Annotated in this window: 16 protein-coding genes; 11 read left to right on the top strand and 5 right to left on the bottom strand. The window is 64.0% G+C overall.

Annotation, left to right across the window (positions count from 1 at the left end; translation table 11 throughout):
* Positions 1-207 precede the first annotated feature (207 nt).
* Both fnr and B9Z01_RS18830 read right to left on the bottom strand, forming a co-directional pair.
* Complete coding sequence (gene fnr / locus B9Z01_RS18835) at positions 208-1,026, bottom strand: fumarate/nitrate reduction transcriptional regulator Fnr (protein ID WP_143808978.1); 819 nt, start codon at positions 1,024-1,026, stop codon at positions 208-210.
* Between the two features lie 127 nt (positions 1,027-1,153).
* Positions 1,154-1,621, bottom strand: a complete 468-nt coding sequence (locus tag B9Z01_RS18830) for a universal stress protein (RefSeq protein WP_085485681.1) — start codon at positions 1,619-1,621, stop codon at positions 1,154-1,156.
* A gap of 288 nt (positions 1,622-1,909) precedes the next feature.
* Between B9Z01_RS18830 and B9Z01_RS18825 the strand changes: the two genes are divergently transcribed.
* Complete coding sequence (locus tag B9Z01_RS18825) at positions 1,910-2,599, top strand: FadR/GntR family transcriptional regulator (RefSeq protein ID WP_085485679.1); 690 nt, start codon at positions 1,910-1,912, stop codon at positions 2,597-2,599.
* A 101-nt stretch (positions 2,600-2,700) separates the two neighbouring features.
* Here the strand turns inward: B9Z01_RS18825 and B9Z01_RS18820 are convergent, their stop codons facing one another.
* Entirely contained in the window at positions 2,701-3,294 is a 594-nt protein-coding gene (locus B9Z01_RS18820; protein ID WP_085485677.1) for an acyl-homoserine-lactone synthase, read from the bottom strand.
* Positions 3,295-3,447: 153 nt separating this feature from the next.
* Between B9Z01_RS18820 and B9Z01_RS18815 the strand changes: the two genes are divergently transcribed.
* A complete protein-coding gene (locus B9Z01_RS18815; RefSeq protein WP_085485675.1) occupies positions 3,448-3,765 on the top strand; it encodes a helix-turn-helix domain-containing protein in 318 nt (105 codons plus the stop codon).
* On the opposite strand, the gene B9Z01_RS18810 is transcribed toward B9Z01_RS18815, so the two are convergent.
* Complete coding sequence (locus B9Z01_RS18810; RefSeq protein ID WP_085485673.1) at positions 3,749-4,453, bottom strand: helix-turn-helix transcriptional regulator; 705 nt, start codon at positions 4,451-4,453, stop codon at positions 3,749-3,751. The genes B9Z01_RS18815 and B9Z01_RS18810 overlap by 17 nt on opposite strands.
* 564 nt (positions 4,454-5,017) lie before the next feature.
* Between B9Z01_RS18810 and B9Z01_RS18805 the strand changes: the two genes are divergently transcribed.
* The 7 genes from B9Z01_RS18805 to araD all read left to right on the top strand — a co-directional run bounded on the left by B9Z01_RS18805 (position 5,018) and on the right by araD (position 13,246).
* Entirely contained in the window at positions 5,018-6,013 is a 996-nt protein-coding gene (locus B9Z01_RS18805) for a dihydrodipicolinate synthase family protein (protein WP_085485671.1), read from the top strand.
* Positions 6,010-6,966: an SMP-30/gluconolactonase/LRE family protein gene (locus B9Z01_RS18800; protein ID WP_085485669.1), complete on the top strand. Its 957-nt coding sequence runs from the start codon at positions 6,010-6,012 to the stop codon at positions 6,964-6,966. The genes B9Z01_RS18805 and B9Z01_RS18800 overlap by 4 nt, the downstream gene beginning before the upstream one ends.
* Positions 6,967-7,319: 353 nt before the next feature.
* On the top strand, positions 7,320-8,489 hold the full coding sequence (locus B9Z01_RS18795) for an extracellular solute-binding protein (protein ID WP_085485667.1): 1,170 nt from the start codon (positions 7,320-7,322) through the stop codon (positions 8,487-8,489).
* A gap of 68 nt (positions 8,490-8,557) precedes the next feature.
* The gene (locus tag B9Z01_RS18790) at positions 8,558-9,643 is read left to right on the top strand and encodes an ABC transporter ATP-binding protein (protein WP_085485665.1); all 1,086 of its coding nucleotides are present in this window, start codon (positions 8,558-8,560) and stop codon (positions 9,641-9,643) included.
* Entirely contained in the window at positions 9,640-10,518 is an 879-nt protein-coding gene (locus B9Z01_RS18785) for an ABC transporter permease (protein WP_085485663.1), read from the top strand. The genes B9Z01_RS18790 and B9Z01_RS18785 overlap by 4 nt, the downstream gene beginning before the upstream one ends.
* Complete coding sequence (locus B9Z01_RS18780; RefSeq protein ID WP_085485661.1) at positions 10,518-11,459, top strand: ABC transporter permease; 942 nt, start codon at positions 10,518-10,520, stop codon at positions 11,457-11,459. The genes B9Z01_RS18785 and B9Z01_RS18780 overlap by 1 nt, the downstream gene beginning before the upstream one ends.
* 26 nt (positions 11,460-11,485) lie before the next feature.
* Positions 11,486-13,246, top strand: coding sequence for an L-arabinonate dehydratase (gene araD / locus B9Z01_RS18775; RefSeq protein WP_085485659.1), 1,761 nt, complete (start codon positions 11,486-11,488; stop codon positions 13,244-13,246).
* Positions 13,247-13,366: 120 nt separating this feature from the next.
* Here araD and B9Z01_RS18770 read toward each other — a convergent pair whose 3' ends face one another.
* On the bottom strand, positions 13,367-13,819 hold the full coding sequence (locus tag B9Z01_RS18770; RefSeq protein WP_085485657.1) for a DUF3005 domain-containing protein: 453 nt from the start codon (positions 13,817-13,819) through the stop codon (positions 13,367-13,369).
* Positions 13,820-14,162: 343 nt separating this feature from the next.
* Here B9Z01_RS18770 and B9Z01_RS18765 point away from each other — a divergent pair, with 343 nt between their 5' ends.
* Complete coding sequence (locus B9Z01_RS18765; protein ID WP_085485655.1) at positions 14,163-14,396, top strand: hypothetical protein; 234 nt, start codon at positions 14,163-14,165, stop codon at positions 14,394-14,396.
* Between the two features lie 167 nt (positions 14,397-14,563).
* Positions 14,564-15,490 (top strand): serine O-acetyltransferase EpsC, encoded by a 927-nt coding sequence (gene epsC, locus B9Z01_RS18760; protein ID WP_085485653.1) that lies wholly within the window; start codon positions 14,564-14,566, stop codon positions 15,488-15,490.
* Positions 15,491-15,497: the final 7 nt, after the last annotated feature.

The following is a 15,497-nucleotide window of genomic DNA, read 5'->3' as shown; positions in this document are numbered from 1 at the left end:
CCCATGCTTTAGCGAGTCGATCGGAGCTGGCGCTTCGGCACTCACTCCGATCCCAGGCAGGATGCTTGCGGTGGGGGACAGTCCAAAGACTGTACCTGCTCGCAGGAGCCATGCCAAGACGAAAAGCGCGCGAAAAAGCCGTGAGGGAGCATGTGGGGACAACGGCCGCGCACGGCCGCTAGTCCCGCTGTGCCCATGCTGACGGGCTCAGACCTGGCGCAGCCCTTCGAGATCGACGATGCGGATGTGCTTGCCTTGTGTGTCGATGAGGCCTTGCTTTTGAAATCTTGACAGGGTGCGGCTCACGGTTTCGAGCGTCAGGCCGAGATAGCTGCCCATGTCCTCGCGCGTCATGCGCAGATTGAATTCCGCCCACGAATAGCCGCGCTGCGCATTGCGCTGCGACACGTCGAGCAGGAAGGCGGCAACGCGCTCGTCGGCGGACAGCGAGCCGAGCACCATCATCTGCGTGGCCTCGCTGACGATCTGCGCGCCGAGCAGCTTGTGCATGCGTTCCTGCATCGAACTGATCTCGCGGCACAGCAGCTTCAGCGCGCTGTACGGAACGATGCAGACGGTGCTGTCCTCGAGCGCCACGGCGCTGCACGCATGCACGTCCGCACTGATGCCGTCGAGTCCGAGCGCTTCGCCGGCAAGGCGCAGACCTGTGACCTGCTCGCGGCCGTCGCGATGGACCATCAAGGTTTTCATCGAGCCGGAGCGCAACGCATAAATGTTGTTGAATCGGTCGCCGCTGCGATAAAGCGCTTCGCCGCGCGGCACGGAACGCGCCGAGCAGATCAGCGTTTCGAGCTTCGGCAGTTCCTCCGCAGACAGCCCTTGCGGCATGCAGAGCTGCCGCATCGAACAGCTCGAGCAGCGCGCGGCGGTGCGCGCGGCCGCGCGCTGCGGCAGGGCCCGGCGGCTGCCGCGCGCGGGCGGCGAACTGGTGCTGCGGTCGGTCGTGCCAGCGGCGCGGACCGGGGGACGGGTCGAGGAATGAGGAACAGCGGAAGAAGTCGACATGGTCTGCGCGCGGTTATCGTAGTGGTGATCGATTGTCCCACCCGCTATTGCGCGGGCCAGGCGGCAAAGTGACGCGTGCCGTTGCGTAGGCGTTCTGAGCGCGCTTCCTTGCCGCGTGGTGCAAAGCTCAGGCGGGTTCCTTGTCCGTGCCCGCGGCGGACGGGATCAGCAGCACCGGCAGCGTGGCCTGGCGCACGCAGCGCTCGGCGACGCTGCCGAGAATCAGCCGCTGGAAGCCGCGCCGGCCGTGCGTGCCCATCACGAGCAGGTCGGCGCCGAATTCTTCCGCGGCCTTCAGCACGATTTCCGATACATCTCCAAGCGACGACGCTTCGGAAACCGCCGGTTCCCCTTTCACGCCCTGGTCGGCCATGGCCTTCGAGAATTCCGCGCGGAGTTCCTGGCCTTCCTCGATCAGCCGGTTGCGCAGGATGGACGGGTCGTAGCCGGGCGCTTCGAAGTACATCGGCGTGTTTTCGACGACATAGAAGGGTCGCAGAAGCGCGCCATTCGACTTGGCGAGGTCGAGCGCTGCTTCGAATGCGCGGCGCGAGGTGTTGCTGCCGTCGACCGCGACGAGAATGCGTGTGTACATATCGACTCCACGTCTGAGAAATCCGTTTGCCGCGGCCGTTGCAGCGGCCAAGGCCCATTGGTCTTTTATACCAATGAAGCTTAATTGATTGCCAGAAAAAAGATGCGCCCGACCAGGATGTAAATCAAACATTTGCCAAATTTTCCGGAATGGCGCGGGGCGCGGCCCAGGGCGTGGCGGCCTGCGCCGCCGGTCCCCGGTCAAATCCGGGGTGCATAAGTTTGCTGAAGGCGTCGCGGAGTTGGCCTTACAATCAGCCCATATTCAGACAAGTTGCCCAGTCCGCTGATGAACGATCGAAAAACCAAGGGCTTGCCCGACCAGATCTACGGCGACATCCTCAACCGCATCCTCGAAGGCGAGTACAAGGAAGGCGAGCGCCTGCCCACCGAGCATGCGCTCGCCGAGCGTTTCGCGACCTCGCGGCCGACCGTGCGCGAAGCGCTGGCGCGGCTGCGGGCGGACGGCATCATTACGACGCGGCACGGTTCGGGCACGACCGTCGCGCGGCGGCCCGACCCGGACGTGCGCCGGTTCGCGCCGCTCGAAACGCTATCCGACATCCGCCGCTGCTACGAATTCCGCATCGTGACCGAAGCGGGCGCGGCCGCGCAGGCCGCGCTCAAGGCCGATGCCGACGACATCGCCGCGATCCAGCGCGCGTGGGACGAGCTCGAGCGCATCATCGAGGCGCAGGGAATCGGCGCGAAGGATGACTTCATGTTCCACCTCGCGGTCGCGCGCGCGTCGAAGAACCCGTTTTTCATCACGGTGATGTCGTTCATCGAGGAACAGATCCTGTTCAGCATGAACCTGTCGCGCAATCTGTCGCTCGTGAAAACAGTCGAGCGGCAGCGGCTCGTGCAGGCCGAGCACATGGCGGTGCTCGATGCGATTCGCCGCAAGGACGCGGCGGGCGCGGGCACGGCGATGCGCGTACATCTCGAGAATGCGCTCGAACGGATGTTCGGCTCCTGAGTCGGCGCGCGCCGCGAGGTTGCCGCCGCCTTAAGCCGGTCGCAACCAGATCGCTGTCGGCGATCAGGCCGCGAATCAGGCCGCACAATCAAGCCCCGCAATCAAGCCGCAGCCGCGACCGCTCCAAACAGCGAAGTGAGAGTCTTCGCGTTCACCGCGACATCCAGCGCCACCGCCCGCTCGACGCCGATCTGCACCGGCTCGCCGAGCCGCCTGATATCGAGGCCGGCGCGGCGCAGCATCCGTTCGATCGGCGTGGTGGTCACGGTGACGTAGTGCGTGATGCCCATGCGCTGCGCGAACCGCATGACTTCCCGGATTGCCTGGATCGTCATGTCCGTGAAGCCGAACGATTGTTCCTCACCGCCGGTTTCGATCGCCCACCGGCTCAACTCCCAGATATGCCGCCCGACCGGCGCGGCCGCGCCGTGCAGCAGCTGCGGGAAGGTATCTTTCAGCATGTTGGGGCCTTCGGTCGGCATCAGGCGCCAACAGCCCCGTAACTGCCGGTTTTCGTCCTGAATCAGCATATAGTGCGGCCCGAGCGCGTCGTAGCCGTCGATCTCCATGCCCGCGATGGTCGGAATTTCCCACCCGAGCCGGCCGTGAAACACCCGGGCCCGTAGGCGATACATCTCGTTGATGATCTCGTTGTCGAATTCTTGCCGCATTCCAATACGGATCGTGGTTTGCATGACGTTCTCCTGAACGTGTTGGGGATGCCAGTACGCAGAAAAACTTATGCATTTTGAATTTCTCCGCCACCTACCTACCTGGATAGGTGTGCATGCTTATCGGGTAACGCAAAATTCAAACACGTATCCGCCCCCAACCTACAAGGCTCGAAAATGGAACTTCTCGACAATCACTGGCAACCGCAAACCCATCTTCAGGCGCGTCCGGCGGAGATTTCCTCGGCGGTGGACCGCGTTCTGATCATCGCCTATCGCAAGAAGAAAAAAGAGAGCCAGCGCCGTTTCTGGGCGCGCTTCGGCGTCACGCAATCGCGCGGCAGCCGCTTCGAGTCGGGTGCGGAGATTCCTGCGCCGGTGTCGATCCTGCTAGGCCTGTACTTCACCAAGACCGTTTCCGACGCCGACCTGGGCCGTGCCGAACGCTTGATGGTGAGCCCTGACGCAGCCGCGTTGCTCAACCCGGGTCAATAAGCCCGAGTTGTGCTGCGATCACGGCCGCCGCGCGCCGCGAATTCACACCGAATTTCGTCCTGATGTTCTTCATGTGGAAGTTCACCACGGCTTCCGAACAGTTCAGGATGTGGGATATCTCCCATGTGGATTTGCCGCGCGCGGTCCATTTCAGGCATTCGCGCTCGCGGGGCGTGAGCTTGGGCAACAACGTCTGTGCATACGTGTTCAGATGCCGTTGACTGGTGTCGATCACGAGGTCGCGCAATAACACCAGATTCGGCAACACGGCGTTGACATCGCGCCGGAATCCCTCGGTCAGACTGCTGTCGTTGACGAAGCACATCATGCCGGCTTCCTGGTTCGGCCCATGAATCGGCAGCGAGACCCCGGAGCGCAGGCCGTACGAGCGGGCTTCTTCGTAAAGGGATTGCTGCGCGGTGGTCGTGAAAATGTCCGGGCTCCAGATCAGCGGCGCGACGCGCGAAAGGCAATGCACGACCGTCGGATCGATGTGAACCATTCCCTCGTCGTCATAGGTCCTGCGCCACGCAGGCGCATAGGTGCTGCGCAGGTAGGCATCTTCCAGACGCATAGTTGGGCGCGGCAGTATGGCGATCAGAATCTTGTCGAAGCCCCATGTCTCGGCGAGGCCCGCGATCGCACCGAACCATTCCGACTCGTCGGCGGCGTCCAGTAGCGGTGCCATCTGCTCGATAAAATGTAGCGACAATTTTCGACTCTCTCGGGATCGCAAACATCCCGTTTGCGGTTAATGGCGGATCGGCATTCCGTCCGCTTGTTTTATCCGTCTAATCTAACACCAAAATGAATTCGCCACGCGGCGGATCCCCTGCTGAAGGGAGGGAGAGGACCCGTGGCGCCACGAAAAAATATGCGTGTTAAATTTTTAACTCATTCAGGATTTTCAGGTTATTGGGAAAGCTAATTGCCAAAAAGTCAGATCAATTTAATGCATTTCATTGACAGCATTATTGCCAGCCTGCCTCTGATTAATTGCAATTGTCCGATTATCTGGGACGCGGATTAATTCCGGCCCGGCATCCGCTCTCTTGAAAAGGAGCCGCAGCGGCGCGTGAGAAGCTGCGCACAGGCTCTATTGTCATACAAAATAGATAGCTCCCGGTTTGAGATCGGCATGGCAGGTAGCAGGGGCACCTGCCGCGCGCCTTCGAGGCCGGGTTGTTTGACGACATTGCGACGCCGGTGCTACCGTGAAATTCCCTGGTCTTGCCTCCCGGCGTGAACCATCATGAACGAATCTCCGCTCCATGACGGCGAGTTCGCGGCCTCGGTGATGGCCGTGCCGCCGCTCGCGCGCCGTGCCGACTACGCGCTCGACCCCGGGCAGAATCTCGCGCTGATCCGCCATATCGAGGGCGGCGGCGTGCGCACGTTGCTGTACGGCGGTAACGCGAACCTCTATCACACCGCGGTCAGCGAATACCGTGAACTGCTAGACCTGCTCGCCGACGCCGCGAGTCCCGCCACGCGCGTGATCCCGGCGATCGGCCCCGATTACGGCAAGATGCTCGATCAGGCGCGCATCCTCGCGCAAACGCGTTACCGGACCGCAATGGTGCTGCCGCTCGGCGGCTTCACGACCTCCGCGGGCGTCGAGGCGGGGCTCGCGCGGATTGCGGACACGGCGGGCATGCCGCTCACGGTGTACCTCAAGAGCGAAAACTACGTGGATGTCGACGCGCTCGCGCGGCTCATCGAGCGCGGTACGCTGATCGCCGTCAAATACGCGATCGTGCGTGACGATCCGGCGCACGATCCGTATCTGCGCCGGTTGCTGCAGAGCGTACCGGCCGCGAAGGTCGTCTCTGGCATGGGCGAGCGGCCCGCGCTCGTGCATCTGCGCGAATTCGGCCTTGCCGCATGGACCACCGGCTCCGGCTGCATCGCGCCGCGCATGGTGATGGCGCTGCTGCACGCGGCGCGCAGCAGCCGAAGCAACGGCCAAAGCAACGGCCAAAGCAACGGCAGCGACACCGCGCAACGTCTGTACGACGCGTTCCTGCCGCTCGAAACGCTGCGCGACGAAATTTCGCTGATCCGCGTGCTGCACGACGCGGTCACGTTTTCAGGCATCGCCCGCATGGGGCCGCTTCTGCCGCTGCTCAGTCCGACACCGGCCGAGCATCATGCGAAGATCGCGCAGGCCGCGCAAACGCTGCTCGCGCTCGAGCGCGAATTCGCGCTAATCCACCCGACTCCCTCTCACACTCAGGAACGAGCATGACCGACCACAGCCGACGCTATCCCGATCCTTCCATCCGTGTGTTCGACCCGCGCTTCAAGTCGCTGATTCTCGCGTCGGCATCGGTCGAGTGCCTGTATCAAGGCGCGCGCTGGTCGGAGGGGCCGGTGTGGTTCGGCGACGGCCGCTATCTGCTGTGGAGCGACATTCCGAACGACCGCATCCTGCGCTGGGACGAAACGACCGGCGCCGTCAGCACATTCCGGCAATCGTCGAACAACGCGAACGGACATACGCGCGACCGCGAGGGGCGCCTCGTCAGTTGCGAGCACCTGACGCGCCGCGTGACGCGCACCGAATACGATGGCTCGATCACCGTGCTCGCCGATCGCTATCAGGGCAAGCGCTTCAATTCGCCGAACGACGTGGTCGTGAAATCGGACGGCTCGATCTGGTTCACCGATCCGACCTTCGGCATCGACAGCTTCTACGAAGGCGAAAAGCAGGAGCCGGAGTTGCCTGCGTGCGTGTATCGGATCGACGGCCAGTCGGGCGAAGTAGCGGTCGTCGCCGACGACGTGCTCGGCCCCAACGGCCTCGCGTTTTCGCCGGACGAGTCGCTGCTGTACGTCGTCGAATCGCGTGGCGAGCCGCGCAAGATTCGCGTATTCGATGTCGATGCGGACGGCAATGGTAAGGGCAAGGGCGCGACTCTCTCGAACAATCGCGTGCTGATCGACGCGGGTCCGGGCACGCCCGATGGTTTTCGCGTCGACCTGCACGGCAACCTGTGGTGCGGCTGGGGCATGGGCACCGACGAACTCGACGGCGTGCGCGTTTTCACCGCGCAAGGGGAGTTGCTCGGCCACATCGCGTTGCCGGAGCGCTGCGCGAACGTGTGCTTCGGCGGACGGCATCGCAACCGGCTGTTCATGGCGGCGAGCCATGGGCTGTACGCGCTGTACGTGAACACGCAGGGTGTACGCGGTGGTTGATTGCGAGTGCCGGGCGGGCGATAGACTCGTCGCTGTGTAGAGGCGCCAACGGCGGCAACAGCGCGCGCCCCACACACAGCCACCCCCCAGCCACCCCAGCCACGCCAGTCATCCGCTTGCCTGACAACGTTTGTTGCGGCTTCTTCGCCCGCTCGGGTTTGCCCCTGGATGCAGCGCGCAAACCGTTCAGCGACAAGGATTTCCCGCAAAAGCGGCCGCTTTCGCACGCCGCGCGACGCCGCGACTATTTGCTTGACATCGGCTGTTGCGCTTCGCTATGTTCCATTGGTAGAAAGACAACGCCCGCAGCGTATCGACCGGCGGGCTTCCATACCAAGAAGCGAGGAGACGCAATGACTGTTTCGCACAGGTTGTCGCTCAAGCTGGTATCCGCATGTCTCGCAGCGGGCGCCATTTTCACTCCCGCCGCGCGCGCGGCCGATCCGGTCACGATCAATATCGTCGATGTCGCGGGCGACCTCCAACTCACGCAAAAAGGCTTCGAGGCGTTCAAGGCGAAGTATCCGAACCTCGTCGCGAACATCACCTTCACGAACGCGCCCGCGCCGCAACTGCCCGGCAAGATCAAGGCGATGCAGGCCGCGGGCCGCTCCGACATCGATCTCGTGCTGACCGGCACCGACGCGCTCGCGGCCGGCATCGAACAGAATCTGTGGATCAAGCTCTTGCCCGACAACGCGGCGCAATTCCCGGGCGTGCTCGACAAATACGCGCCGGGTCCGCGCAAGATGCAGGATCTCGCGCAAGGCTACGGGCTCGAAGTCGCGTATATGCCGGCCGGTCCGCTGCTCGAATACAACCCGGCCAAGGTCAGCGATCCGCCGAAGACACCCGAGCAATTGCTGCAATGGTGCAAGGCGCATCCCGACAAGCTGATCTACGCGCGGCCGGCGAACTCGGGCCCTGGCCGCACGTTCCTGATGGGCTTGCCCTACGTGCTCGGCGACAAGGACCCGCAGGACCCGATTCATGGCTGGGACAAGACGTGGGCGTTCCTCAGGCAGCTAAACGATTGCATTCCTTATTATCCGGGCGGCACCTCGGCGGTGATGAAGGAACTCGGCGAGGGCACGCGCGACATGACCGTCACGGTGACCGGTTGGGACATCAACCCGCGCGCGCTCGGCATCGTGCCGGCCGAATTCCGCGTGCAGCCGTTCGACAACATGACGTGGGTCAACGACGCGCACTACATGGTGATTCCGAAGGGCGTGCCGAAGGAAAAGCTCGACGTGCTCTACAAGATGATGAACTTCATGCTGGAGCCCGCGCAGCAGGCCATGACCTACGACGACGGTTATTTCTATCCGGGCCCGGCGATCAAGGGCGTCACCGTCGAGCAGGCGCCCGCGCATAGCCAGGAAGTGCTGCGCAAGTACGGCCGCCCCGAATACGCGAAAATGCTGACCGATCATCCGCATGTGTTGCCGCTCAGTGCGGCGGCGATGGTTGCGGCCTTCAAGAAGTGGGATAGCGACGTCGGCGCGCAGAAGACTCGCTAGGGTGAGCCCATGCGCCGTAACCGCTGGGCCTACGGCATCCGCAGCGCCACGCGGACCAGGAAACCACCATGAAGCATCACTTTGAGCAGTTGCGGCTCGATTCGGTGAGCCGCAGTTTCACGAACGCGCAAGGCCACGCGATCGCGGCGCTGCAAGGGCTCGATCTGACGATCAGGCGCGGCGAGTTCATCGCGTTGCTGGGGCCATCGGGCTGCGGCAAGTCGACGGCGCTCAACTGCATCGCCGGCTTGCAGCCGCTCACTGGCGGCGGCATCTGGCTCGACGAGCGGCGCATCGACGTGCTGCCGCCGGAAAAACGCGGCTTCGGCATGGTGTTCCAGAACTACGCGCTGTTTCCGCATATGAGCGTGCTCGACAACGTCGGCTTCGGACTGAAGATGCGCGGCGTCGGCAAGAGCGAAATCATGCGCCGCGCGCGCGACGCGTTGCAGCTCGTGCAACTGGTCGGCCATGAACACAAGCTGCCCGGTCAGCTCTCCGGCGGACAACAGCAGCGCGTCGCGATTGCGCGCGCCATCGTGATCGAGCCGCCGCTGATCCTGATGGACGAACCGCTATCGAATCTCGACACGAAGCTGCGCATCGAAATGCGCGCGGAGATTCGCCGCATTCATACGCAGCTCGAACGCGCGACGCTCTATGTGACGCACGACCAGGACGAAGCGCTGTCGATGGCGGACCGCATCGTCGTGATGAAAGAGGGCGTCGTGCAGCAGGTCGCGACGCCGAAAGAGGTCTATACGCGGCCGCACAATCTGCATGTCGCGCGTTTCATGGGCTATCGCAATGTCGCCGCGTTCACGCTCGAGGGCACGCAGGGCGATGGCGTGAGCGTGAGCGCGAACGGCGTGCGTCTCGTCGGCACGCCGATGGCCGCATTCGACGGCAAACGCGTCGCCGTCGCGCTGCGCCCCGAGGACATGGAGCGCGCCGCGCCGGGCGCGGACAACGCGTTCGACGCGCTCGTGAGCGAGGTCGAATACGGCGGCCACGATTCGCTGCTGCGCGTGAAGACCGCATTCGGCGACGTCTGGGCGCGCGTCACCGGCGAATTCGCACAAGGCGAGCGCATCGCGTTGCGCGTGCGGCCGTCGTGCGTGCTCGTCTATGACGCGGAGGCCGAGGCCGCATGAACACGCCCACACTATCGCCGCCGCTTGCTCCGCGCGATGCGAAGGCATGGCTCGTCGCGCCCGCGCTGCTCTTCATCGTCGCGCTCTTCATCTATCCGTTCGCCTACGGTCTTGTGCTGTCGTTCCAGCCGATGAACGGCGGCGGTCTTTGGGCCAACTATCTGACGTTCTTCACCGACACGTCGATGTGGCCGACGATCTTCGTCACGCTCAAGCTCGCGGTGCCGGCCACGCTCATCAACGTCGGCGTGTCGGTGCCGGTCGCGTTTGCGCTGCGCCGCTATTCGCGCTATCAGAAGATCGTCACGACGCTGCTCGTGATTCCCGTGACACTCGGCACCGTGCTGATCGCCGACGGCATGCTCACGTACTTCGGGCCGCACGGCTGGCTGCCGCAGGCCTTGCAGGCGCTGCATCTGTACACGCAGGAAGTGCGCCTCACGCACAACTTCACGGGCGTGCTGCTCTCGCTGATCGTGTCGGGCTTTCCGTTCGCGTTTCTGCTCACGCTCTCGTACGTGACCGGTATCGACCCGACGCTCGCGAGCGCGGCCGCGACGCTCGGCGCGAGTCCGTGGCAGCAGTTTCGCCGCATCTATCTGCCGCTGCTCATGCCGGGTCTGACGATGGCCGCGTGTCTGTCCTTCGTGCAGGCGTTCTCGGTGTTTCCGTCGGCGGTGCTGCTCGGCGCGCCCGCGGGACCGACACGCGTGATGTCGATTGCGGCCGCCGAAGCCGCGTTCGAAAGCTACGACTATTCGCTGGCCTCGGCGATTGCGATGGTGATGGGCTTCGTGCAGTTGCTCGTGGTTGCCGCGCTGCTCGGCGCGCGCCGCTGGTTCTACCGCGGCCCCGTAACCGGAGGCAAAGGCTGATGACGACCGATCGCCGCGCGGCGCAGCCCGAATGGTCCGCATCCGGGGCCGTGTCCGCTTCGCAACAGCCGGGCGACGGCGCGCGCGAGCCCGTGAGCCACGCGCGGCAGCGCGCGAGCGTGGCGGGGCGCATCTGGCAGGTGCTCGTGTGGACCCTGATGGCATTCTTCCTCATCAACGTGGTGCTGCTGATCGCGACCGTCGCGGTCAACTCGATCGCGACGCGCTGGTTCGGCACCGCGTTGCCGCAAGGCTTCACGCTGCACTGGTATGCGCAGGCGTGGAGCGACTTCCAGCTTGCGAGCGTACTGTGGGTGACCGTCGAGGTGGTCGGCGCGGTCGTGCTGCTGTCGGTGCTGCTCGGCGTGCCCGCCGCGTATGCGCTTGCGCGCGTGCAGTTTCCGGGCAAGCGCCTCGCGATGCTGATCTTTCTGTTGCCCCTGATGGTGCCGCCCGTCACCTATGGCATTCCGATGGCGACCGTCATGTACAAGGTCGGACTCGCCGGTACGCTGTGGGGCGTGATTCTTGCGAACCTCGTGCCCGCATTGCCGTTCGTGATTCTCGTGATGACGCCGTTCATCGAGCAGATCGATCCGAATCTCGAAGCGGCCGCGCGCATTTTCGGCGCGAACACGTTCCGCTATTTCCGCTACGTGCTGCTGCCGCTGCTCGTACCCGGCATGCTGGCGGCCGGCTTGCTCGTGCTCGTGCGCACGATCGGCATGTTCGAGCTGACGTTTTTCACAGCGGGACCGGCGACGCAAACGCTCGTGGTCGCGTTGTACTACGCTGTATTTTCAACCGGTGTGCGCGCGCCGCAATCGATCGACGCAATGGCGATGATCTATATGGCGATCACGCTGATCTGGGTGCTGATCGCGCTGCAATTCGTGAGTCCCACGCAGATCGTCTCGCGCGTGAAGGAAGAGAGGCACTGAAGCATGACGAAATCCTGGAGTAGACGTTGACGAAGAGAAAGACCCCCGAGGAATTGCGCAGCCACCGCTGGTACGGCGCGAACGATCTGCGTTCGTTCGGACATCGCTCGCGCACCGCGCAGATGGGCTACAACCGCGACGAATACGCGGGCAAGCCGGTCATCGCGATTCTCAATACATGGAGCGAGATCAACGCGTGCCATACGCATTTCAGGCAGCGCGTCGAGGAGGTGAAGCGCGGCATCTGGCAGGCCGGCGGCTTTCCGGTCGAGCTGCCGGTGCAGACGCTTTCCGAGCCGTTCCAGAAGCCGACCACGATGCTGTACCGCAACTTCCTCGCGATGGAAGCCGAGGAGACTTTGCGTTCCTATCCCGCCGATGGCGTCGTGCTCATGGGCGGCTGCGACAAGACCACGCCCGCGCTGCTGATGGGCGCGATTTCGATGGACTTGCCCGCGATCTTTCTACCCGCCGGTCCGATGCTGCGCGGCAACTGGAACGGCGTGACGCTCGGCTCCGGCTCGGACTCCTGGAAGTACTGGGCCGAACTGCGCGCGGGCACGATCACGCCGGAGGACTGGCAGGGCATCGAAGGCGGCATCGCGCGCTCGCCGGGGCATTGCATGACGATGGGCACCGCCTCGACGATGACGAGCGCGGCCGAAGCGCTCGGCTTCACGCTGCCCGGCTTCGCATCGATTCCGGCGCCCGATTCGCGCCACGCGCAGATGGCGGTGCACACCGGCATGCGCATCGTCGAGATGGTGTGGGAGGACCTGAAGCCATCGGACCTGCTCACGGCCGGTTCGGTCGACAACGCGGTGACCACCTGCCTCGCGCTGTCCGGCTCGACCAATGCGGTCGTGCATATGATCGCGGTGGCGCGGCGCGCGGGCATCGAGTTGACGCTCGATCGCTTCGACGAGATCGCGCGCTGCACGCCGGTGCTCGCGAATATCCGGCCGACCGGCGCGTATCTGATGGAGGACTTTTTCTATGCGGGCGGCTTGCGCGCGTTGCTGGCGGAACTCGGCGAACTGATCGACCGCTCGCAGAAAACCGTGAATGGCCGCACGCTCGGCGAGAACCTCGAAGGCGCGCGGATTTTCAACGACGACGTGATTCGCCGCCGCACTGCCGCGCTGCTGCCGGACAGCAGCCTCGCCGTGCTGCGCGGCAATCTCGCGCCCGATGGCGCCGTCATCAAACCCGGTGCGGCCGAGGCGCGGCTGCTCGTGCATACCGGCCGCGCGGTCGTGTTCAGCGACTACAACGACATGGCGGCGCGCATCGACGACGAAGCGCTCGACATCGACGAAAACAGCGTGATCGTGTTGCAGCACGCAGGGCCGGTCGCCACGGGCATGCCCGAGTGGGGCCAGTTGCCGATTCCGCGCAAGCTGCTGCAAAAGGGCGTGCGCGACATGGTGCGCATCTCCGATGCGCGCATGAGCGGCACGAGCTACGGCGCATGCGTGCTGCATGTGGCGCCTGAGTCGTTCGTCGGCGGGCCGCTCGCGCTCGTGCAAAGCGGCGATCTGATCGAACTCGATGTGCCGCAACGCAAGCTCAACATGCTCGTATCGGACGAGGAGCTTGCGCGCCGCAAGGCCGCATGGATCAAACCGGTGCCGCGTTTTGCGCGCGGCTACGGCGCGCTGCATCAGGCGCACGTGATGCAGGCGGACCGTGGTTGCGACTTCGATTTTCTGCAACGCGGGGGGGCGCAGGCATCAGTGGATGGCGTCGCGGGCGAGGGTCAGGCGGGCGAGCCGGAGATTCACTGAGGCGGCTGCTCGAGGCACGCACCAGAATTGAAACGGTGCGTGCTCTCTTATTGATTGATTAATGGGAATAAACGCCGCAATTCAAACGCGAACCCGCATGCGGCAATGCGCGGCCCACGCCTATTTCAGCCGATGCAATTCGATTACGCGCGCGGGCCGCAAATGATTGAGCGCGTAATGGATGCGGCCGCGGTCCTGACGGCGCCCGACCGGACGCGGGTCGTCGTATTGATGGTCGGCCGAATAGACGGCTTGCGGCGCGATCATGCCCCGGTCGATCACGGCGTAACCCGGCTCGAGCGCGAGCAGCAGATGATTGCCGCCAGACCGGCTGTCGAAACCGGCCATGCCGTCGAGCGCTTCAGGCACGCTGTTGGTGAGCGTCGCATTGCTCGTGGTGATTTCGTCGGGCGAGATCACGCTGTAGCCCGCGATGCGCGCGGCTTCGTGATTCTTGCCGTCGGTGTCGACGGTGCTGTCGTGCGTGCGGTCGTTGTGCAGGTCCGTCGTTTTCGGGTTCCTCGCGTCCGGTTTCGTGCCGGCGTTTTCTGGCTTGCTGATCGCGCTGTTCATCGTGCATTCTCCTGAAGAGGACATGGTTGAAGGCAGCAAAAGCCGTTCCGGGTGACACGGCGCTTCTTTCACACTTCTCTCGCGCGGCACTTGCCCTGTGCATGCCAGGTGCTCTCATGCGACGGACGTTTCTCCGCGCGATTAGATGGCGATTGCGTTCGCGATTCTTTTCGTTTTTTTTAATGGACGCATATTTTCTACAGAGTATGATCTTACTCCGACGAGCGATGCGCGGCTAAATTGACGACATGCTCCGGCTGCTCCACCGTGGTCGGAAATAATGAACAACAAAATGGCCGCGCGACTGAATACCTATTCCGGGGCTGTCAGGGGCGGGCAACACATGCACTTCGATGCTGCATTCACACATCGCGGCTATCTGCTGAATTGTGAACCGGCGCGCGCGGGCGACGGCAGCTGGCAACCGTATGTGGTGATTTCGCGCTCGAGCGACGGCGAACTGGTCGCCAACCGTTTCTTTCCCACCGAGCTGCGTTTTTCCGACGAAGCTGCCGCGATAGCACATGCCCGCGACTGGGCAGTGCGCTGGATCGACGCGAGCAGCATGACTATCTGAAGAACGGAACGCACACGGCGCACCATGAACGCATGCGGGCTGCACGGCCGCGCGCGTCGGCCGCGCTGAGCCGCACGGTGCGAGCCACCGCGCGCGAGTCACGATAAAACGCGGTAATCTCTGCGCATAACCACTTCGAACCGTGTTCGTCGCACGGCGCTGTCCTTATGCCTAACGTGCCTACCCAGAACTGGGGTCTCGAACAGATCGTCGCGGATCTGCGCGCCTCGCGCGAACAATTGCATCGCACACGGCATCCGCTCGGCATTCGCGAATTGCCGTCGCGTGAAGCGGTCGTCAACATCGTGACCGGCCTGCGCGCCGCGCTCTTTCCCACCCATTACGGTGCGCCCGATCTGACCGACGAAACCGTCGACTACTACGTCGGCCATACGCTCGAGAGCACCCTGCGTCTGCTCGCCGAACAGATTCGCCGCGCGCTGCGCTTTCTGCCCGAGTTCGGCGCGACGCCGGACACGGAGTTGCAGGAGCGCGCGTTCGCGGTGGCGCGCGAATTCGCGACGCAATTGCCGGGCATTCGCGCGCTGCTCGTAAGCGACATTCAGGCGGCTTTCACCGGCGACCCCGCCGCGCAGCACATCACCGAAATCCTGCTTTGCTATCCGGGCGTGTGGGCGATGACACATCACCGGCTCGCGCATGCGCTGCATCGGCTCGGCGTGCCGCTGCTCGCGCGCTTCATCAACGAGATCGCGCACTCGGCGACCGGCATCGACATTCATCCGGGCGCGACGATCGGGCCGAGCTTCTTTATCGACCACGGCACGGGCGTCGTGATCGGCGAGACCGCGATCATCGGCGAGCGCGTGCGTGTCTATCAGGCGGTGACGCTCGGCGCGAAGAGCTTTGCGGCCGATGAAGACGGCACGCTCATCAAGGGCAATGCGCGGCATCCGATCGTCGAGGACGACGTCGTGATCTACGCGGGCGCGACGATCCTCGGGCGCGTGAAGATCGGGCGCGGCTCGGTGATCGGCGGCAACGTGTGGCTCACGCATAGCGTGCCGCCGGGCAGCAGCGTGTCGCAAGGCAAGATCCGCGAAGGCGAACGCGGCGACGAGGGGCGGCAGTGATGAGCGG

Origin of the sequence: Paraburkholderia susongensis, assembly GCF_900177725.1 — a bacterium.
GTDB classification, from domain to species: domain Bacteria; phylum Pseudomonadota; class Gammaproteobacteria; order Burkholderiales; family Burkholderiaceae; genus Paraburkholderia; species Paraburkholderia susongensis.
Note: the sequence above shows the minus strand (reverse complement) of the source record. Positions and strands in the feature narration are given on the sequence as shown.

What these genes read in the sequence shown, in the direction of transcription:
- fnr (WP_143808978.1), bottom strand. Translation starts at nt 1,026, where the DNA reads ATGTCGACTTCTTCCGCTGTTCCTCATTCCTCGACCCGTCCCCCGGTC.
- B9Z01_RS18830 (WP_085485681.1), bottom strand. Translation starts at nt 1,621, where the DNA reads ATGTACACACGCATTCTCGTCGCGGTCGACGGCAGCAACACCTCGCGC.
- B9Z01_RS18825 (WP_085485679.1), top strand. Translation starts at nt 1,910, where the DNA reads ATGAACGATCGAAAAACCAAGGGCTTGCCCGACCAGATCTACGGCGAC.
- B9Z01_RS18820 (WP_085485677.1), bottom strand. Translation starts at nt 3,294, where the DNA reads ATGCAAACCACGATCCGTATTGGAATGCGGCAAGAATTCGACAACGAG.
- B9Z01_RS18815 (WP_085485675.1), top strand. Translation starts at nt 3,448, where the DNA reads ATGGAACTTCTCGACAATCACTGGCAACCGCAAACCCATCTTCAGGCG.
- B9Z01_RS18810 (WP_085485673.1), bottom strand. Translation starts at nt 4,453, where the DNA reads ATGGCACCGCTACTGGACGCCGCCGACGAGTCGGAATGGTTCGGTGCG.
- B9Z01_RS18805 (WP_085485671.1), top strand. Translation starts at nt 5,018, where the DNA reads ATGAACGAATCTCCGCTCCATGACGGCGAGTTCGCGGCCTCGGTGATG.
- B9Z01_RS18800 (WP_085485669.1), top strand. Translation starts at nt 6,010, where the DNA reads ATGACCGACCACAGCCGACGCTATCCCGATCCTTCCATCCGTGTGTTC.
- B9Z01_RS18795 (WP_085485667.1), top strand. Translation starts at nt 7,320, where the DNA reads ATGACTGTTTCGCACAGGTTGTCGCTCAAGCTGGTATCCGCATGTCTC.
- B9Z01_RS18790 (WP_085485665.1), top strand. Translation starts at nt 8,558, where the DNA reads ATGAAGCATCACTTTGAGCAGTTGCGGCTCGATTCGGTGAGCCGCAGT.
- B9Z01_RS18785 (WP_085485663.1), top strand. Translation starts at nt 9,640, where the DNA reads ATGAACACGCCCACACTATCGCCGCCGCTTGCTCCGCGCGATGCGAAG.
- B9Z01_RS18780 (WP_085485661.1), top strand. Translation starts at nt 10,518, where the DNA reads ATGACGACCGATCGCCGCGCGGCGCAGCCCGAATGGTCCGCATCCGGG.
- B9Z01_RS18770 (WP_085485657.1), bottom strand. Translation starts at nt 13,819, where the DNA reads ATGAACAGCGCGATCAGCAAGCCAGAAAACGCCGGCACGAAACCGGAC.
- B9Z01_RS18765 (WP_085485655.1), top strand. Translation starts at nt 14,163, where the DNA reads ATGCACTTCGATGCTGCATTCACACATCGCGGCTATCTGCTGAATTGT.
- epsC (WP_085485653.1), top strand. Translation starts at nt 14,564, where the DNA reads ATGCCTAACGTGCCTACCCAGAACTGGGGTCTCGAACAGATCGTCGCG.